We start from the raw sequence: 19,676 nt of genomic DNA, 5'->3' as shown, positions 1-19,676 counted from the left end.
GAGGGGCAGGGAGGGATTGCCGCGCAGCCGCCCGGCATGGTCTCGCGACACTCGGGAGGGCAGTGGTCTCCGCATCAGCCGCCTGGGTTGAACCGGGCGCCGGGTGCTGGCGCCCCAGGAGGCGCGGGGGCGAGGCCGCCCGCGTCCGTGGTGGGACCGCCGGCCGCGCCTGGAGCCGTGGCGGTTCGGCCGGGCGCGAGTGAGGCGTCGACGATGGGGCCGCCGGCTGCGCCTGGAGGCGCGGTGGTTCGGGGCGCGAGTGAAGCGTCGTCGATGGGGCCGCAGGCAGTATCGATGCGGCCGAGCGTGAGTGACGCGTCGTCGGTAGGGCCGCAAGGCGGACCTGGAGTTCAGCCTCTGGTGCCGGCGGGTGGAGTGCCTCCTTCGGGTGCTCCCGTGAATGCGGGTGCCGCGCGGCCAGCGGGGCCTGGACCATTCGCCGAGCTGGCGGTGCCTCCTGGGATGGTCGCTCCGGGTGGACGGCCTCCTTCGGGGACGGGCCTGCCCTCGATTCCGCAAGGCGCGGGGCAGGTTGTCGCGGGAGCGCCGGGCGCGAGGCCCTCTCCGGGAGCGGGAATGGCTCCGGTTCCCGGAGGACAGGGAATGGGGCCTCCGGGCGTGCGCCCGCCTTCGTCCACGGGGACTCCTGCCGTCGCGGGACCGGTGCCTGCCGGAACGGCGAGCACGAGGCCCTCGACTGCCGGTGTTCCCTCGGTGCCAGGGCCGCAAGGCGCGGTTCCGCCGGGGATGACGGGGGCACGGCCTCCATCGAGCGCGGGCGTTGTCACTTCGGTGCCTGGCGCGGTTCCGCCGGGGATGATGGGGGCACGGCCTCCGTCGGGCACGGGCCTGCCTTCGGTGCAGGGCCCGCCGGGCGTTGTTGTCGCGAGCATCCCCATGGGGGCGGGACCTCAAGGCCCTGTTCCCCCTGGGATGATGGGGACACGGCCTCTGTCGAGTACAGGCATGCCGTCAGCGCAGGGACCACAGGGCGTTGCGGGCCCGAATGCCCCTCTGGCGCCGGGAGCACAAGGAGCGGTTCCGCCAGGGATGGCGGGAGCACGGCCTCCGTCGAGCACGGGCACGCCATCGATACAGGGGCCGCAAGGTCCTGGTGGTTCGAGTGCTGGACCCCAAGGAGCGGTTCCGCCAGGGATGGCGGGAGCACGGCCGCCACCGGGGGCGAGTGTTCCCGCGGGCCCGCAAGGTGCGCCGATTCCGCCGGGGATGATGGGGGCACGGCCTCCGGGCATGCCGTCAGCGCAGGGACCGCAGAGCGCTGGCCCGAATGCCCCCCCGCCGCCAGGATCACAAGGCACCGTTCCTCCCGGGATGATGGGGGCACGACCCCCATCGAGGGCGGGAATGTCTACGGTGCCCGGAGCGCAGGGGGCTGTTCCCCCAGGGATGGGTGGCGTGGGTGCGCGGCCCGTCTCAGGGCCGCCGGGCGCGGTGCCGCCGGGCATGGCAGCGGGCGCGGTGCCGCCGGGTGCGGTGCCGCTGGGCATGGCAGCAGGAGCAGCGCTGCCGGGTGTGGTGCCGCCGAGCATGGCAGCGGGAGCAGCGCCGCCGGGTGCGGTGCCACTGGGCCAGACAGCGGGATCAGTGCCGCCGAGTGCGGTGTCACCGGGCATGGCAGCAGGAGCCGCGTCGCAGGGCGCGATTCCGCAGGGCCTGGCCGCGGGAGCAGTGCCGCAGGGCATGCCAGCAGGAGCGCAGGGCGCGATTCCGCCGGGCATGTCAGCGAGTTCAGGGCCGTATGGTGCGGTGCTGCCGGGCATGCCAGCGGGAGCAGGAGCGCCGCCGGGCGGTATTCCGCCGGGTATGGCAGCAGGCACACGGCCTTCGAGCGCAGGGATGCCCGCCGTATCGGGTCCTCCGGGCACCGTGCCTCCTGGAATGGCAGGCGCGAGGCCGCCATCAGGGACGGGCCTTCCGTCGGCCCCTGGTCCACAGGGAGTGGTTCCTCCGGGCCTGAATGTGGCCGCTGGAGGACGACCGGCTTCGGTGGCGAGTGGCCCCGTGGGCCCGCCTCCTCCAGGAATGGCGCGTCCGCCGCAGCCTGGAGTTCCACCTCACCCGCACGTCGCGACCCCGTCGGGGGGCGTGCAGCCTTCGTTGGCGGAGTCGCCACAATCGCCCGGACTGCTGCGGTCGACACCGCCGGGAAGCACCGGGCCTCAGCCGCCGGGTATGGCACCGAAGGGAATGGCGCCCTTCGAGGGAGGTGGCTCAGCACAGTTGGATCAGTCGAGCGCGACGCCAACGTCTCCGCATGGATTCGACGCCATTATTCCGGTGTCTCCCGGTGCGCCGGTTCCGCTCGAAGTTGGGTGGGAAGGCTCAACGCGTCTGGCGACGGAGTCTGTTCCCTCGGTGTCGGACGCAGCACCGGGAATCACCCCTTTCGCGAGCGATGGATTGGTCGGGCTGCCTGCACCTGCTTCCGCGAACGCAGGGGGCGCTGATGCGCGCGAAGTGCCTGCGTCGGAGTCGTTGTCAGATGCGCCCGAGTCGTGGGGGCAAGCGAGCGAGGACCGTGCATTTGCTCTCTCTGCATCGGTAGAGCGCGCGCAAGAAGGAAGTGCTCCTGATGCGGTGACGGAGCGACCCACGTCGTGGAGCATCGCGAGTGAAGGTTCCGCATTCGAAGTCACTGCACCCGTGAATGTCGCGCAGGAAGGGAGCGTGTCAGGTGCAGTGACGGATGCGCCCACGTCGTGGAGCATCGCGAGCGAAGGTTCCACATTCGAAGTCGCTGCACCCGTGAATGCCGCGCGCGAAGGAAGTGCGTTCGGTGCGGTGACGGAACCGCCCACGTCGTGGAGCATCACGAGGGAGGGTTTCAAATTCGAAGTTGCTGCACCCGTGAATGCCGCGCGCGAATGGAACGTGTCTGGTGCAGTGCCGGATGCGCCCACGTCAGGGAGCATCGCGAGCGAAGAAGCTGCGGGCGATACCACTGCGCCAGTGTTTGCCGCACGTGAAGGCACTGCTGCCAGGGCCTCGGCTGATGTGCCTGCGTCGGCGAGCGTGCACGATGGCATCGCACCGGAGTCGACGGGGACGCTGCACGGAGGCATTGCGTTCGCGACGGAAGGCTCGACCACATCCGCGCCGACAGGCCTTTCGTCCGAGCCAGGTGCATCGACAGCGGTGGTGCACGGAGCCATTGCATCCGAGCCGACCGGTCCGAACGCAGACCTTCAAGCAGGGCTTGAACTCGAGCCGAGCGCGCTGACGGTGGGGGCGCTCGAAGTCATGGTGCCAGAGTTCGCGCCTGTCCCGGATGCATCCGCGCTTGTCACAAGCGAAGCCCTCGTGCTGGACCGCTCAGTGGCGCTGCACATGCCTGCGGTCTCTCAGGAAGAAGCCCACGGCGTTGAATCATCTGCTGAGGTCGGACAGGGCGAACATGGGCCGTCGAGCGTGCTCGAAGAGGTCCACTCGCTTGCTGTCCCAGCACGGGCCACTCCCGCGACCGAGGAAACCTCAACCGAAGTCGTGACGTCCGAGTCACAGACATCGAGTGGCCTCGATCTGGTCGAGGACGCAAGGTCCTCGTTCGCAACCCGGGATGATGATGTCCCCGAAGTCGGAACGGTTGCCGCCAGCACGTCGACTGGGGGCGCACTCGAAGAGGCTGCGCCCAAGTCGGCGGAGTCCGAGCCCAGCACGCCAGGGGTCGCTTCGAGCAAAGAGACTCCAGTCCAGGCCGTGACGACGGTCGAGTTCCGCTCGGCCATGGGGGAGTCCAGCGAGCACGTTTCATTCGAGACGTCGCTGGCCCAAGCGTCCGGCGTCGCCGCATCCGAGGTTCCGTCCTCGAGCACCTCTACCGACCCGACGCCAGTCCACTCAACGCCAGGAAGCGAAGAGGTCGCGGAGGCCACTTCACAAACCTTGGAGGACCCAGGCGATGGGTCGCCCCAAACAGGGCTTCGAATCTCGGCATCCGCCGACCTGCCAAGTGACGCGTCGAGCGAGCCGGCCTCATCCAGCACGGAGCCATCCACGCTGTTCGTGCCGCCCACCGGCGCCTCGGAGTCGACGTCCGTCGCCTACCTGGACGCCAGCGAAGAGGCGGCTCATACCGGAATCGCGTCAACGCAGAGCGCACGTCCCGCCAGTTCAGCGGATTCCACGGCGGAGTCGCAAGGCACAGGGCACACGAGCGAAGGCGAGCCCTGGAAGCTCGTGAGGTCGCGACCGAGCGACGCAGACCCGCGCGGGCCCTCCACCTCGGATGACTCCATTCAGCCGAAAAGCCTCGCAGGTGATGAGGATGCCGGCGAGTCGCTCGAACTGGAGGCCGCCGGTGCCTTGCTCGCGTCGCACGGCGAGCAGTCCACACGCGTCGAGCCCACGACTCAGCGCGATGTCACCGGGACAAGTGATTCCGCGAGCGAACTCCCGGCTGGCAACGTCTCTCCACAGCGTGCGGTCACGGAGCCTGAGGCAGCGGCCTCGAACCTCCCTGATTCCAGCACCGCCACCGAGTCCAAGCCGGCGCCAGGCGCTCCCTCCCCGGCCGCGGCTGTCATGTACGGGGCCCCCGAACCACTCTCGTCCGTGGGCGACTTCAAGTCCGCACGAGCCGCCACGGGGGAGTCCCACGATGCGGCCTCGGGAGAGGCCAGTCCGTCCCCCGAGGGCACCGTGGTCTCGCTGGACGCGATCCGCGCGGCGAACGCGGAGCCCGCGGTCCTGGAGCCTCCCAAGCCCGCGGTGACGCGGCGCGCGCCCATCGAACTCGATGACCTGCCCGCCACGGATGACGCACCCATGCAGCTCGCCTCGACCTGGGAGTTCGTGGGGTGGCAGGGCTCCGAGGGCAACGGCACCATCGGCCATGTCGCGGAGAACACATGGGAAGACCGCGCGGTGGACCTCGACGGCACGGTGCAGCGAGCAGCTCCCGCGAGTGAGCTGCCTCTCGCCTCCGCCTGGGACTTCATTCAGCAGCCCTGGCAGCCCCAGGCGCGTGAACAGTCGGAAGCGTTGAGGGCGCTCCTGGCCACGACCGATGCCCCCGTGGCTCCTGGGAGCGAGGGGCCCGCGGTGTCGGCGGAGCAGGTGCTCACGGCGCTGGAGGATGTGGGGACGCAGGGAGTGCTCGGCAAGGTGCTGCTCGCGTACTGCGCCGGACGTTTCCAGCGGGCCTTCCTGTTGGGGGAGAGCTTCGGGCTCGTGCGCGTCGGACATGCGTGGGGGCCCGGATGCGACAGTCCTCAAGTCTCCGCCCTCAAGGTGGACCTGGAAGCGCCGTCGCTCCTGATGTCCGCGCTGGAGCAGCTCGGGCCCAGCAGCTTCGACACTCCCACCTGTCCTCAAGACGAGGCCATCTTCTCCGCGCTCGGCGGCCCGTCGTCGCGCCTGCTTGTCGTGCCGATTCGCGCCCGTGGCCGTCCCGTGGCCTTCGTCATCGCGGACTCGGGTGGAACGCCCGTGGCGTCCACGACGCTCGATGAACTGTCGCGCGTGTCCGCCAAGGCGTCGGAGGTCTACGACCGTCTCCCCGCGTCCCGCGCGGACTGAGCCACGCCGCGGTGCAGCGCGAGGTCCGTCGTCCACGGGCCTCGCGCTCCCTCGATGCTCCACACCTGACGAAGCGTTCATCCGTGCGCCGAGGCGTGGTCACCATGGCCTGTCTGTCCGTCTGTCTGTGCTTGGATGCGCCGGCCGGGTCGGTGGGCTTGTGTTCCCCCGGCACGGATGTCCTGAACGCATCGAGACGAACCAGAGAGGCGGAGACGCACGATGAGTCGCGAGCAGCCCTGGGAGTGGTCGTCGTTGCACCGAGCCGTATGGATCCTTGCCTGGATGTACACGGGCGCCGCCGGAGCCGTGACTCCGACAGGCGTGACGAAGGTCTCCCGGGTGACGGGGGCCACTCCCGCCGGTGAATTCCTCCCCAATCCCAATCAGACCCACGCGAATCACGAGGTGTATGGGACGGACCTTGGCATTGTCTGGGACAAGGGTGGGGGAGAGGTCTTCGTCCTCTTCGGTGACACGTTCGGCGCGGGGTGGTGTGGCAATGGCGGGTGTGGGACGGGCTGGCGGAGCAATGTCCTCGCGCGCTCGTCCGATACGAATCTCGCGGATGGGCTCACCTTCTCCTCGATGGTCCAGGACTACGCCCGGCACGCGAAGGAGGTCCTCCCCTCGAAGAAGATCAACAACGACGAAATCACAGTCATCCCCACGGCGGGCGTCACGGTGGGCTCGCGCCACTTCATCCACTACATGTCCATCCACCACTGGGGCGAAGCGGGCCGGTGGTACACGAACTACTCGGGCCTCGCGTACTCGGACGACAACGGACAGACGTGGGTGAAGCACGCGAACGCGCGCTGGTGGAACAACGCCTCCTGGACGAACAACTTCCAGATGGCCGCGCTCGTCAAGAATGGTGGGTTCGTCTACCTGTACGGTACGCCGAACGGACGCTACGGCAACGTCCACCTCGCCCGGGTGCCCGAGGGCGCGCTCCTCGATATCAACGCCTACCGTTACTGGGACGGCAACGGCTGGGCTGTGTCCCAGGCCGCATCCCAACCCGTGGCCATCGGCATCGCGGGAGAGCTGTCCGTCTCGTACAACGCGGCGCTCGGCCGGTTCCTCATGACGTACCTGAACGAGCACCGGCAGGCAGCCGTCATGCGGGACGCGGGAACGCCTGTGGGGCCGTGGAGCGGTGAGAAGATCCTCGCCCTCGGCAGTCAGTTCCCGGGCCTCTACAACGCGTTCATCCACCCGTGGGGCAGCACGGCGACGAGCCTCTACTTCGTCATGTCCCAGTGGACGCCGTACAACACCTTCCTGATGCGAGCGACGCTCGTGGCGGACGCGGACGGAGACAACCTCCTCTCCGAGCCCGGCTTCGAGTCCCAGTCCGCTACCCCCGTGACGGCGCCCTGGTACCCGGTGGGCAATGCCGGCGTGGACCGCAACGTCGGTCAGGCGCGCACCGGGCAGGACAACGGCTTCGTGCGCTACGACTCCGGTTGGAACGCGCTGAAGCAGAGCGTCGTCGTTCAGCCGCACACCGACTACACGCTTCGGGGTTGGGTCCGCACGTCCGCGAACAACACGACGGGCTACTTCGGAGCACGCGGCCCCGGCAATGGCCCCATCCTCGGTGAGCGCGCCTTCGCCTCTCTGCCGGCGTACACGGAGCAGGTCGTCACCTTCAACTCCGGCCCAAACGCCATCGTCGAGGTGTACGGAGGCCTCTGGGCGACCGAAGACACCTGGCTGCAACTCGATGACGTGAGCCTCAAGCGGGGCACCAACCTGGTGGCGCACGCGGGCTTCGAGCAGCAGGCGTCCACGAGCGCGACGTCGCCCTGGTACGCGGACGGCAACGCCGGAATCGACCGGGGCGCGGGCTTCGCGCGGACGGGCGCCAACAACGCCTGGGCCCGGGGCACGCAGGGCTGGCATGCCATCAAGCAGGAGGCCGCCGTGACGCCCCACACGCGCTACACGCTGAAGGGCTGGGTGCGCACGTCCGGCGCGCACAACGACGGCTACTTCGGTGCCCGCCTGCCGAGGGGCGGCCCCGTCCTCTCCGAGGTCCACTACACCCAACCGTTGTCGGGCTACACACAGCTCTCGGTGAGCTTCGACTCGGGCGCCAACCACTCGGTGGAGCTGTTCGCGGGCCTGTGGGCGTCCGGCACGGACACCTATATCCAGGTGGACGATGTCACGCTGACCCGGGACTGACGCCCGCGCGGTACACCGCACATGGCAAGGGCCCCGGAACGCATGGTCCCGGAGCCCTTGTCGTCCTTCACGGAAGTCCGCGTCCGACGGCTTCAGCTGCAGCCGCTGGTGGCTCCGCAGTTGCCGCACTTATAGCAAGCGCCGCTGCGCACCATGATGGCGCCGCAGGTGTGGCAGGGCGGGGCGTCCGCCTGGTTGAGCCACGTCGCGCGAGTGTTCTGCGCGGGGAGCGACAGCGACGTCACCTGCGCGGGCAGGGCGGGCTGCGTCGCCGGCGCGTCCGCTGGGGCGAGGATGGCGTCCTCGACCGCGTCCTCGTTCGGCAGGAACTTCAGCTCCAGCCACCGGAAGATGTAGTCGGTGATGGACTTGGCGATGGGGATGGCGGGGTTGCCCGTGAAGCCGCTCGGCTCGAAGCGCGTGTGGCTCAGCTTGTCCACCATCACCTTCAGCGGGACGCCGTACTGGAGCGCCAGGGAGATGCTGGTCGCGAAGCTGTCCATCAGCCCGCTGACCACCGAGCCCTCCTTCGCCATGACGATGAACAGCTCACCCGGCGTCCCGTCCTCGTACATGCCCACCGTGAGGTAACCCTCATGGCCGCCGATGGAGAACTTGTGGGTGATGGAGCGCCGCTCGTCCGGCAGCCGGCGCCGCACCGCGCGAGGCTCGGGCTTCACCGCGGGCTCGACGACGGCGGCCACCGGGGCCTTGCGCGTGTCCTTCACCGTCTCCTTCGACGTGTTCAACGGCTGCGTGCGCTTGCACCCGTCGCGGTACACGGCCACCGCCTTCAGGCCGCGCTTCCACGACTCCATGTAGGCCTTCTCGATGTCCTCCACCGTCGAGTCCGCCGGCATGTTCACCGTCTTGGAGATGGCTCCGGAGAGGAACGGCTGGCACGCCTCCATCATCTGGATGTGGCCCATCCAGTGGATGCTGCGTGAGCCCTTCGCCGGCTTGAACGCGCAGTCGAACACCGCCAGGTGCTCGGACTTCAGATGCGGTGCGCCTTCAATCGTGTCCGCCTTGTCCAGGGCGCTGATGATGTCCTGGGCCTGCGTCTGCGGATAACCCAGCTTCTCCAGCGCCTGCGGCACCGTCTGGTTGACGATCTTCAGCATCCCGCCGCCCACCAGCTTCTTGTACTTGATGAGCGCGATGTCGGGCTCGATGCCCGTGGTGTCGCAGTCCATCATGAAGCCGATGGTCCCCGTGGGCGCCAGCACCGTCACCTGGCTGTTGCGGAAGCCGTGCACCTCGCCGAGCGCCAGCGCCACGTCCCACGCCGCCTTCTGCGCCGCGTGCAGCTCCGCCGTCACGCCTTGCGCGGGGACGTTGTACGCCGCCTTGCGGTGCTTGCGGATGACGCCCAGCATCGGCTCCGCGTTCTTCGCGTAGCCAGCGAACGGACCCTGCTTCTCCGCCATGCGCGCGCTCATCGCGTACGCCTCGCCACACATCAGCGAGGTGATGGCGGACGCGTAGTTGCGGCCCGCGTCGGAGTCATACGGCAGGCCCGACGCCATCAGCAGCGCGCCCAGGTTCGCGAAGCCCAGCCCCAGCGGCCGGTAGTCGTGGCTGTTCTTGCCGATGCGCTCGGTGGGGTAGCGCGAGAAGCCGACGATGATCTCCTGCGCCAGGAGGAGCACGTCCACCGCGTGCTTGAAGGCGGGCACGTCGAAGTCGCCGGCGATGTCGCGGAAGTGCATCAGGTTCAGCGACGCCAGGTTGCACGCCGAATCGTCCAGGAACATGTACTCCGAGCACGGGTTGGACGCGTTGATTCGCGCCGTGCCCGCGCACGTGTGCCAGTGGTTCACCGTCGTGTCGAACTGCATCCCCGGGTCGCCGCACAGGTGCGCGGCCTCGGCGATTTCGCGGAACAGGTCCCTTGCCCGGAAGGTCTCCAGCGGCTGGCCCTCGCGCACCGTGCGCGTCTGCCACGGCCCGTCCGCCACCACGGCCTTCATGAAGTCGTCGGTGACGCGCACCGAGTTGTTCGAGTTCTGGAAGAACACCGACGCGTACGCCTCGCCGTTGAACGACGGGTCATACCCGGCCTCGATGAGCGCCCAGGCCTTCTTCTCCTCGTTCGACTTGCACCGGATGAACTCGAGCACGTCCGGATGGTCCGCGTTGAGGATGACCATCTTCGCCGCGCGCCGCGTCTTGCCGCCGCTCTTGATGACGCCGGCGAAGGCGTCGAAGCCGCGCATGAACGACACCGGCCCGGACGCGGTGCCGCCGCCCGCCAGGAGTTCCTTGCTGCCCCGGATGGTGGACAGGTTGCTGCCCGTGCCACTGCCGTACTTGAAGAGCATGCCCTCCGTGCGCGCCAGCGTGAGGATGGACTCCATGGAGTCATCCACGCTGTTGATGAAACACGCCGAGCACTGCGGCTGCGCCTCCACGCCCACGTTGAACCAGACCGGCGAGTTGAACGAGGCCTTCTGCCGCAAGAGCAGGTGCGTCAGCTCCGCGTGGAACGTCTCGCGGTCCGTCTCGGCGGAGAAGTAACCCCCCTCCACGCCCCAGCGGGACAGGGTGTCCACCACGCGCGCCACCAGCTTGCGCACGCTCGTCTCACGTTCATCCGTCCCCGGCGTGCCCCGGAAATACTTCGACGCCACCACGTTCGTCGCCAGCATCGACCAGGAGCGGGGGACCTCGATGTTCTTCTGCTCGAAGACCGCCTTGCCGTCCTCACCGGTGATGCTCGCGCTGCGGTACTCCCACGCCAGCTCGTCCGCCGGGTCCACTCCAGGCGTCGTGAAGTAGCGCTCCACGCTCAGCCCCGTCGCGGCGACCTTCGCCTTGCCGCGACTCGCCCGCCGCTCCTTCCCGCTCACCAGGGGCTTCGCACTCAGCTCCTTCTCCATGTCGCCACCCTCCAAAAATACACTCTGGGTTGTGATGCAAAATTTGCGAAACGCTAAGGGCGCGAGATTCCGAAGGTTCCAGGGACGTCACGCGGACAGCCGTGGACGACTCCGGAGTGGACTCGCGAAGTGTTTCGTGGCGGGGCTCGAGCCCCGGACCGCAGATGGGGAGATTGCCTGGCCGCTGGCCAGGCGGCCGGATCAATACGCGTTTGGGGGCGGCTGATCAAGAACAGCACTGACCCCACTAGTAGTGCTGGGAAGTGTCGCACACACTACTAAATGTGGCTCCGCCGGCGAGCCTCGGTGCGGGGGAAAGGCGTAGCGGCCTGTAGCACGACCAGCCAGGAGGGGCAGATTCGGGGCCTTTTCCGCGCCAAGTCAAGGGGGACTCTACGTTTGCTGATAACAGCTGGCGAGGCATGTAGCGTCACTCCGATGCAAACGAGCGTGATCACTGGGGGACGTTTGCTGAAAGTCTGTGCATCATCCCTGTAGCTGGCTAGGGGCGACGTCCCGATTCGTCATCTGCCCGCCTGTTCGGTCCGTTGTCCGGCGGACAGGTGGGGGTCGATTTCGGGGAACCAGCGCGTTAGGAGGCGCTCATGCCTCCTCCGTTCCAGAGCCACGTCTTCGTCTGTACCAACCGCCGCCCGGATGGGAATCCCAAGGGCTGTTGCGCCTCCAAGGGCGCGGAGGAGGTGCGCGCGGCCTTCAAGGCGGAGCTCGACAAGCGCGGGGTGAAGGGACGGATGCGCGCCAACGCGGCCGGGTGCCTCGACACCTGCTCCTTTGGCGTCTCCGTGGTCGTCTACCCGGAGGGCACCTGGTACGGCGGAGTGAAGGTGGAGGACGTGCCCGAAATCGTCGAGGAGCACCTGATGCAGGGCCGCCCCGTGGCGCGGCTGGTGATGCCCTTCGCGCGCAAGGAGAAGGCGGAGAGCTGACGACTGTCGGCTCCCCGCCCTCGGGTGTGTCGCGGCCCGCGTGCGGGCTCACGTCGTGACAGCGGACGTCCGCTTCAGCGCACGAACTCCCATGCGTCGCCCCAGTGGCTGCCGGTGCCCGGGGCGTAGTACGGCGCCGAGCCCTGGCACCAGCCGGAGTAGGGGAAGGGCTTGCAGCGGTAGATGCTCCCGTTCGTGCCCTGGACGAGCGTTCCCGCCACGTAGTTGGAGATGCCATTCGGGTACGTGTACTGCGCGGGGTCTCCGCCACCGCCCGTGGGCTTCTCGATATCGAGCTGGAAGGTGTCGCTCGCCTCGCGCGAGTAGACGCGGTTTCCGGTGGCGCTGTTGACGGGGTTGACGACGCCCGTGGATTGCAGCTCGCCCACCTGCACGCGGCTGGAGCTGGCGTTCACCCGCTGGGCCAGCAGGTACATCCACGTGGCCGCGGGCGTGGCCGAGTCGAGCTGGAGCGGGTGCGTCTCCGCGTCACCTCCGCCGCTGTTGAACAGGCGCAGCGTCACCTTGCTCCGGGCCGGCAGGTCCTCGCGGGCCTGCACCGCGCCCAGCTCCTTCCACGACGTGGGCGGCGGCGGCGTGTTGCTGAACTTCACGTCGCTGCAGGAGTAGAAGGCCTCCGGGCTGTCGGAGCGCTGCCAGATGGCATAGATGACGTGCTGCCCCGTGCGCCCCTGCGGGAAGGGGCACGTGAAGCGGTAGCGGTTGTTCGACTGCAGGGCGTTCCCCGTCAGCGTGCAGAAGGGGGTGGCTTCCAGGTCGGACCACTTCAGCGGCAGCGCCGGGTTGTAGCCTTCCTTCGTGACGTAGAGATGGAAGTAGGACGTCGCGTGCAGCGCCGTCGCGTGGAAGACGAACTCGAAGCGGTTGCTGGAGTCCGGGGCGATGAGCGTCGCGGGCCAGTCCGTGCGAGCCAGGTCCAGGCCCTTGTGGCTCTCGTTGGCGGCGCTGCAAAGCTTGCCGTCGGCGATGAGCTCGCGGTGCCGGCCGTTGGCCGCGCCCTGCCGCACGCCGTTCCAGTCGTAGAGCGCCTGCGTGCCACCGGCCTGGATGGCGGCCTTGCACGCCGCGGACTTGGGCGACTCCGGACCTTCCTTGAAGCAGCTGTAGACGCGACTGAGGGGGACCTCCATGGAGCCGTGCGCTGACGCCAGACTGGCGGACAGCAGGGACAGCACGACGAGTGATGACGCGAGGGGCCTGAACATTGCGGGTTTCCTCCTGTGCCCATGGATGGAGGAAAGAAGGCTGGAAATCGGGTCAACGCTCGAAAACGAAAAGCGGCGACGCGACCCGGGTGGGAACGCGCCGCCGCTTCGTAAGGCTGGAACTGTTGACTGGCCGACTACCGACGGCGACCGAGCAGCCGGAGGATGGCGAGGAACAGGTTGATGAAGTCCAGGTACAGCGTCAGCGCGCCGACGATGCTCACCGTGGCGGCGCTGCTGTAGCCGGTGTTGGCGTGCATCTCCCGCAGCTTCTGGGTGTCGTACGCCGTCAGGCCGGAGAAGACGAGCACGGCCGCGCAGGCGCCGACGAAGGACACCATGTCACTGCGCACGAAGATGTTGACGACGCCGGCCAGCACCACGCCGATGAGGCCCATGAAGAGGAAGGTACCCCACGCGCTCAGGTCCTTCTTCGTGACGGTGCCGTAGATGGCCATGGCGCCGTAGACGCCCGCTGTCAGGAAGAACGCCTGGGCGATGCTGCCTGCCGTGTAGATGAGGAAGATGACGGAGAGGGTCATCCCCGTGAGCGCGGAGTAGCCGAGGAACAGCGCCGCGGCGACCGGGCCCGACAGGCGCGGCGCGAGGAACGACAGCCCGAGCACCGCGACAAGCTGCACGCCGAACAATCCCAGGCGCCAGTTGATGACCGTGCGCAAAAGCGCCTCGTTGCTCAGCGTCGCCATGGCCATCACGCCGGTGACGAGCAGCCCCGCGAACATCCACCCATGCACGCGCGTCATGAACGCGCGCTTCGACTCCTGCACCAGCACGGAGTTGACCGAGTCGCTCTCGGCCGTCTGCCATCCGGAAGTTTCCCAGGCCATGAACCGTATCCTTTCGCGCCGGAGCTTCAGCCCGGCGGCGCCACTGCTTATAGCGTCTTCACCCGGGGCGTGCGCGGACCCCGTAGGACGCTTCCCTTAAATCGCCTTCCACGCGAGCAAAAGCTTCGAGGCGACCTCGGTGGTGATGAGTGGCAGCACGCCGCCGCCGCCCACGATATTCACGATTTCCGCCAGGGAGCCCCGACACACGCCCCCCCAGGCAGGCTGCTTCTCCAGCCCCACGGAGGCGTACGCCGAGTAGTCCACGAAGAACGATGCGGGGAACACCGTACCGTTCGGCTCGCAGAGCAGGTGGTCCTCCGGGGGAGAGTCCACGATTTCCTGCACCACGAACCCGCCGCCCGTCGGGTCCGCCGCGGCGCGGGCGCACAGCTCCGGCCAGCCCAGCAGCTCGCCATACGCGGCCGTCACGCGCTCCGTGTAGGGCACCGTGCCCACCGAGCGACCGATGAAGACGGCCTTGCCGCCATAGTCCCAGGCCCGCTTGAGCACGAAGCGAGCGGGCGTCCTCGCCACCTCGGCGACCAGGTCGTCCAGTTGCCCTCCGTCCGGGCCCGAGGCGGGGCCGGTCTTGAAGATGCGCGTCCAGGGAACCGAGGTGCGCACGGCCTCCAGCTCCTCGGCGGTGAGGCCCGCGGCCTCGGCGAGCGCGGGCTCCGCGAGCGCCTGGGACAGCCGCGCGAAGGTGGACTTCACCTCCACCTGCGAGGCGGGAGGGTTGAGGAACACGGCCTTCTTGCCGGGCACCGTGCCCAGGAAGTCCTCCACCCACGGGGACGGTGTCTGCTCCAGCCGCCGCACGAAGAGGTGGCGATAGACGAGGTCGTACTTCTTGCCGCGCACCTCGAAGGCGTCGTCGCCGGAGACCTCGTCCGGGTGCACCAGGTCCGCGTCCGCGCCCATCTCGCGGAAGCGCTCACACAGCCAGCGCAGCTCGGAGATCTGCGCGTCGTTGCGGCGACACAGCAGGGCCACCGTGTCCGGGAACTTCCCGGGGCGCTCGGCCGCGTAGCCGTCCAGCAGGGCTCGGTACAGCGCCAGCGCGTTGCTGCCGTTGAGGGCCAGCAGCGAGGCGAGGGCCTTCTCCGGATAGCGGAAGTGCCGGGCCACCACCTCGATGAACGAGCGGGCCGCGATGTCCGAATAGCCCTGCATGGCTGGGATGGTCGCGTTGACCTCCAGCGCCCAGGGTTTCCCGCCCGACACGAAGTAGTCCACGCGGGTGGTGGCCAGTCGCGCGGACTGCCGCCACGTGCGCTCGGCGAGCGTTCGCTCGAGCGGGGACAGGGCGCCCAGCAGCTCCTGGGCGTCGGGCCCCTCGAGCGTGGCGCGTGCCATCTTCACCGTGGCGGAGGACAGGCGCGCGGACAGCTCCGCGCGACGGCGGATCTCCGCGGCGTCGAGGATGACGGGCGTCGCGGTGATGGGGATGGGGCGGGTGGTGCCGTCCAGCTGCGTCACCGCCAGACCCCGCTTGTAGGCGAGCTGTGACAGCTCGGGCGCGAAGTGGCGTGCCTGGTGTCGCAGCACGTCGATGAGCTCTTGCACGGGTATTTCTGTCCCTCGGCTTGCCCGGGACGAGCCCGGGAGCTGGCGAACCTATTCTCCGAGGGGCCCACCGTCCATCGGCGCGAGTCCCCTGGACGCGGTGGTGCCCCGACTCAGCGGCCCGCCCGTTCGCCGGCCGGAGGCTCCACGCCCTCGTGTGACGTCGGTGGAGACACTCGCCGCGTGCGGGGGCACGGAGTGATGTGTGTGATTCCGTATGACTTGCACGCGCGCTCCGTCTGGCTTACAACCGCATTGCGTTTACCGCCGGAAATCCCTTCACGTGAGCCGCTCTCTTCGCCCAACGCCTTCGTGTCTCGCCCGGTCGCGCCTGCTGGCGCTGCCGCTCGTGGCCGTGTGTGCGCTGGCGTACATGGGGAACGTGCTGCACTTCGCCCTGGTCCAGCACGCGACGTGTCTGGAGCATGGGGAAGTGGTCCACGTGGAGGAGGGTGGCTCGCACCTGGCGCCTGTCGTCGAGGAGTCCTTCGACGACGTCCGGCTCGCCTCCCGTGAGGATGCTCCTCCGGGCCATGGCGCCGAGGCGCACTGTCTTCACACGTTGATCCGCCGGGAGGCCCCGCCTCCGGTGGAGGGCAGCCCCGTCCTCACCCGGGTGCCCACCCGTTCCGCGCCGGCGCTGGCGGTGTTCCGCTTCCATGCGGAGCCTGTCGCCCGGCTGCATCTGGCCCCCAAGGCCTCTCCGCCTCGCGCCTGAGCCATCACCCAGGGTACGCGTCCCTCGCCACCGGCACAGTCACGCCGTGAGAAGGCCGCGGTCCGTGGCCACTGACTGACGTCCGGTTCCAGGAAATGGAGCCGTGCGTCAGCGGTCGCGCGACGCGCCGCCGGATGGCCCGTTTCCCCTGCGTGCACGCTCTCGCCCCCGTGTCGCGCGTGTTCCGCGCGATTCCCACCCCGCCTCCGGTGTCCGTTCTGGCTCCGCCTTCACCGGTGGGGTCCGTGGCGGCGTTGGTGGCTGGGGACCTGCTGTCCATCCACGTGGAGCTACACACATGAACAAGAAGCTTCTGGCCGCCCTCCTGATGTCCACCGCGCTCCTGTCCGCCGCCTGCGGCGACGACGAGGAGCCCGAGGAGCCCGTTGACGTCGAGGGGTGCGAGCACCTGCGCGAGGGTCCTGCCGTCCCCATCCTCGCCACCACCACGGGCACGCCTCCGCTGGTGGCCAACGACCACCGCCGCTACGACATCACCCTGGTGGATGGCTCGGGCGGCCGCACGGGCTCCGTCACCTTCGCCGCGTCGGAAGCCACGGACTACGTCCTCTACACCAGCGCGGACGTCCCCGTTTCCATCACCAACGGCAGCGGCGCGGCGGTGGAAATCGAGGAGAGCACCAAGAGCTCCGAGACGTGCACCGAAATCAAGGGACGGCACGTCGTCCCGCTGACGGTCGGCACGCACACCTTCACCTTCGGCCCCACGTCCGCGGCGTCCGTCAACCTCGTCATCGAGGAGGCGTCGCACGAGGGCCACGAGCACTAGCCGCGAGCCCGGGGCGGGTGCCCCGGCGCTTCACCCTGAATTCGGGGCCGGCTTCGTGCCGGCCCCTCCTGGAGACGAAGACCATGGGAGCCTTTCAGCAGTTCCTGACCGAGAAGCAGATTGCCTCCGACACGCTGCTGCGCCTGTCGCGCCAGTTGGAGGCCCAGGCCGAAACGGACCGCACGCTCAAGCGCAAGCGCTCCGACAAGCGGCGCAACAAGGACACGCAGGGCAAGAGCTACACGGAGCTGTCGCTCGCCAAGCCGAAGAGTGGCAGGGGCGTGAGCGGGCAGCAGCTCCAGGCGGCGCTCGCGGACCAGCCGCTGCCGCGTCGGGTGCGCGGCAAGCTGGTGCGGGCCATCAACGCGGTGCTCTCGAAGAAGGGGAGCGGCGCGGTGGACCCCAAGGCCCTGTTCGGCGAGGTCGCCGTTCGCTCCGGCCCCGCGAAGAAGTCCGCGAGCTGAGTCGAAAGGCCCGCATGTCCATCGCCGAAGCCCTACCGATTCTCCCTCACGACGTCCATCGGGACGCGGACCGGTTGTTCGACGTCACCTTGTGGTGTCTCGGGCAGGACGTGCTCTGCCCGGAGGGCAACCTCCTCATGCGTCGCGGCCTCGTCCGCCACGCGCGGCCCGAGGGGGTGGAAGGTCAAAGCGCGTACTCCGTCGCGTTGCCGGACGGAGGTCGTCTGTCGCTGTGGGGCTTCGGCGCGTTGTGCGAGTGCGGTCAGGCCGTCTTCGTCCCACGGGACGGCTTCACCCCTCGCTGGCTGGAGCGTGCCCCGTCGGGTCCGACGTACCGGGCCTGTGAGCTGGGCACGTGGCGCGCTCCCGCCACCGTGGAGGAGCGACGCGAGGTCCGTCGGAGTCTGGCGGGGCTCGCCGAGTGGTTCGCCGGGCACGAAGACTGGGTGACCCGGGAAGTGGGACTCGAATGGAGGCGCGTCTGTGTGGCGGCTCGGCGCAAGGCGCCCGCTGTTCCACCAGAGACGCTGGCCGCCGCGTGGTGGCGGCTCGGCACGCGCATCCGCTCACTGGATTTGGGTTTCAACGCCTGTGGCGCCTCGGCTTCCGGGGCACTGGGAGGACATCATGCTGTCGCGACTGCTTCGCAACGATGAGCCATCCGTCTACGTCCAGGCCGCCTGGGAGGACGTCGCGGATGAGGCGCTTCCTCGACCGCCGCTTCGCGAGGGGCTGGGCACATCTCACCTGAAGGTGAGCACGCGTGTGCCGCTGGCGCAGGCCTACTTCGACCAGGGCTTGAGCCTGCTGCACCTGGGCTGGGGCCCGGAGGCGCGTCGCTCCTTCGCGGAGGCGGCCCGGCTGGACCCGGAGCTGGCCATGGCGTGGTGGGGCCTGGCGCTGACGCGGGGGGCTGGAGCGCGCTTCGCCGCTGCTCGGGCCGACGCGATGGCCCGAGCGCTCGCGTTGAGCGAGGGGCTGCCGGATGTCGAACAGCGCTACATCGTCGCGGCCAGCCTGCTCGCGGAGAAGGGCCCGTCGAACGGGCGCCACGCCTTCGTGCGGGAGATGGAGAGCCTGGTCGACCGCTATCCGGAGGACTCCGAGGCGCGGCTGTTGCTGGCCGGCTTCCTGGCGGATGGCTACGAGCCAGATGGGCGTCCTGGCCAGGGGCAGCCCTATGCGCAGGTGATGCTGCGCGAGCTGCTGCGCACGAACCCCGACCACTCCGGCGTCCACTTCGCCTGGGTCAGCACCATGCTCCCGAGTGCCCGGCCTGAAGCGGCACGGGAGAGCGCGCTGCGACTGCCGAAGCTCGCGCCGGGAGCCAGCTTCGCGCTGCTGGCCTCGGGACGACTGCTGGGCCGGCTGGGCGAGACGGACGCCGCCTACCGCGTGCTGGAGGCCGCGGTGGAGGCGGATGACGTGTACCTCGCGAGGGAGTCGCTGCCCGCTGTCTTCGCGCCTTGCGCGGAGCTGGCCATGCGGCTGCTGAGCCAGGGCTGCGCGGAAGCGGGGCAGTACAGCGACGCGCAGACGTGGGCGCGGCGGCTGCGTCAGCGCGTGGAGTCGGCCGGAGGCGAGCCGCAGGCGCTGCTGTTCGCGGCGACCACGCTGGTGGCCACGCACCTGCGCTTCGGATTCTGTCGAGCGGCGGCGGATGTGCAGTTGGAGTTCGCCGGCGAGCTCACCACCGCCGAGCGTGTCCTTCGCGACGGTGTCCGACTGTATACGCGGGGCATCAACGCGCTGGATGGGGGACGGCTGTCGGACGTGGAGCGTGCATGCGTGGCGCTCGAGCAGTTGCAGCCATCGCTGTCCGAGGTGCGGCGCTCGGAGGGACGCGCGCTGTGCCCTCGCGATGTCGCGCGGGTGCTCGAGGTGGCGGAGAACGAGCTGCGTGGCTCGCTGGAGGCACGGCGGGGAGATGGAGGCCGCGCGGAGGCCACGTTGATTCGAGCGTGGCGCATGGAGCGCCGGCTTCGGGCGTCGGGGCCCGCGCCGTTCTCCCGCCCCGCGCGAGAGACGCTGGCGAGAGCCCGGCTGCGCGGTGAGCGCGAGGAGAAGGCGCTGGAGCTGGCCCGGGCCCTGGTGGTTGCGCGACCGGGTTGCGGTCACTTCCGTCTGCTCCTGGCCGAGGCGCGGGCGGCCCTGGGAGACAGGGTCCTGGCGGTGCAGGACTTCAATTCCTTCCTCGACCGGTGGCGTGACGCGGACGCGCACCTGCCGGAGCTGCGGCGCGCGCGGACGTATGTCGACGGGCGTGGCCGCATCCTGCGACTGGTCCACACGACCGAGGCTCCGTTCCCGGTGCCTCCTGATTTCCGCCCGTTGGAGAAGGTGTCCTGTTGAGTTCCTTGGAACGAAGTCTCGCCGCGCCCTCGCGTTGGGATGGGGTGGGGCAGCTGCTCTCCGCGCTGTGTGTCGTCCACTGCGTGGTGCTCCCCGCCGTGCTCGGGCTCTTGCCCGCGGCGGCGGCGCGGTGGTTGGGCGGGGAG

General features: G+C 69.1%; 13 protein-coding genes. 9 read left to right on the top strand and 4 right to left on the bottom strand.

Annotated features, from left to right (window positions below; all coding sequences use genetic code 11):
- Nucleotides 1-4,572 precede the first annotated feature (4,572 nt).
- Complete coding sequence (locus HR086_RS29785; RefSeq protein WP_174467331.1) at nt 4,573-5,538, top strand: general secretion pathway protein GspE; 966 nt, start codon at nt 4,573-4,575, stop codon at nt 5,536-5,538.
- A gap of 285 nt (nt 5,539-5,823) precedes the next feature.
- Complete coding sequence (locus HR086_RS29780; RefSeq protein WP_254626520.1) at nt 5,824-7,734, top strand: DUF4185 domain-containing protein; 1,911 nt, start codon at nt 5,824-5,826, stop codon at nt 7,732-7,734.
- Nucleotides 7,735-7,826: 92 nt separating this feature from the next.
- On the opposite strand, the gene HR086_RS29775 is transcribed toward HR086_RS29780, so the two are convergent.
- Nucleotides 7,827-10,616, bottom strand: coding sequence for a vitamin B12-dependent ribonucleotide reductase (locus HR086_RS29775; protein ID WP_174467329.1), 2,790 nt, complete (start codon nt 10,614-10,616; stop codon nt 7,827-7,829).
- 605 nt (nt 10,617-11,221) lie between these two features.
- Here HR086_RS29775 and HR086_RS29770 point away from each other — a divergent pair.
- Complete coding sequence (locus tag HR086_RS29770; protein WP_141647047.1) at nt 11,222-11,563, top strand: ferredoxin; 342 nt, start codon at nt 11,222-11,224, stop codon at nt 11,561-11,563.
- Nucleotides 11,564-11,637: 74 nt separating this feature from the next.
- Here HR086_RS29770 and HR086_RS29765 read toward each other — a convergent pair whose 3' ends face one another.
- The 3 genes from HR086_RS29765 to HR086_RS29755 all read right to left on the bottom strand — a co-directional run bounded on the left by HR086_RS29765 (nt 11,638) and on the right by HR086_RS29755 (nt 15,206).
- Entirely contained in the window at nt 11,638-12,789 is a 1,152-nt protein-coding gene (locus tag HR086_RS29765; RefSeq protein ID WP_174462327.1) for a lytic polysaccharide monooxygenase, read from the bottom strand.
- A 137-nt stretch (nt 12,790-12,926) separates the two neighbouring features.
- Nucleotides 12,927-13,637, bottom strand: a complete 711-nt coding sequence (locus HR086_RS29760; protein ID WP_141647049.1) for a Bax inhibitor-1/YccA family protein — start codon at nt 13,635-13,637, stop codon at nt 12,927-12,929.
- Between the two features lie 96 nt (nt 13,638-13,733).
- Nucleotides 13,734-15,206, bottom strand: a complete 1,473-nt coding sequence (locus HR086_RS29755; RefSeq protein WP_174467328.1) for a hypothetical protein — start codon at nt 15,204-15,206, stop codon at nt 13,734-13,736.
- A 283-nt stretch (nt 15,207-15,489) separates the two neighbouring features.
- Here HR086_RS29755 and HR086_RS29750 point away from each other — a divergent pair, with 283 nt between their 5' ends.
- The 6 genes from HR086_RS29750 to HR086_RS49805 form a co-directional block, all read left to right on the top strand.
- Nucleotides 15,490-15,924 carry a hypothetical protein gene (locus HR086_RS29750; RefSeq protein WP_141647051.1) on the top strand — a complete coding sequence of 145 codons (435 nt, stop codon included), beginning with the start codon at nt 15,490-15,492 and terminating at the stop codon, nt 15,922-15,924.
- 298 nt (nt 15,925-16,222) lie between these two features.
- Complete coding sequence (locus tag HR086_RS29745) at nt 16,223-16,714, top strand: hypothetical protein (RefSeq protein WP_174455179.1); 492 nt, start codon at nt 16,223-16,225, stop codon at nt 16,712-16,714.
- Between the two features lie 83 nt (nt 16,715-16,797).
- On the top strand, nt 16,798-17,178 hold the full coding sequence (locus HR086_RS29740; RefSeq protein ID WP_141647053.1) for a hypothetical protein: 381 nt from the start codon (nt 16,798-16,800) through the stop codon (nt 17,176-17,178).
- A 14-nt stretch (nt 17,179-17,192) separates the two neighbouring features.
- The gene (locus HR086_RS29735) at nt 17,193-17,834 is read left to right on the top strand and encodes a hypothetical protein (RefSeq protein WP_174467327.1); all 642 of its coding nucleotides are present in this window, start codon (nt 17,193-17,195) and stop codon (nt 17,832-17,834) included.
- Nucleotides 17,806-19,530 (top strand): hypothetical protein, encoded by a 1,725-nt coding sequence (locus HR086_RS29730; RefSeq protein WP_174467326.1) that lies wholly within the window; start codon nt 17,806-17,808, stop codon nt 19,528-19,530. The genes HR086_RS29735 and HR086_RS29730 overlap by 29 nt, the downstream gene beginning before the upstream one ends.
- 44 nt (nt 19,531-19,574) lie before the next feature.
- Nucleotides 19,575-19,676 (top strand): MerC family mercury resistance protein (locus HR086_RS49805; RefSeq protein ID WP_373564371.1); only part of this gene is annotated, 102 nt, incomplete at its 3' end.

The sequence above is a fragment of the Myxococcus sp. CA039A genome, assembly GCF_013336645.1.
Lineage (GTDB): Bacteria > Myxococcota > Myxococcia > Myxococcales > Myxococcaceae > Myxococcus > Myxococcus llanfairpwllgwyngyllgogerychwyrndrobwllllantysiliogogogochensis.
This window is presented reverse-complemented; position numbering and strand designations above follow the sequence as displayed.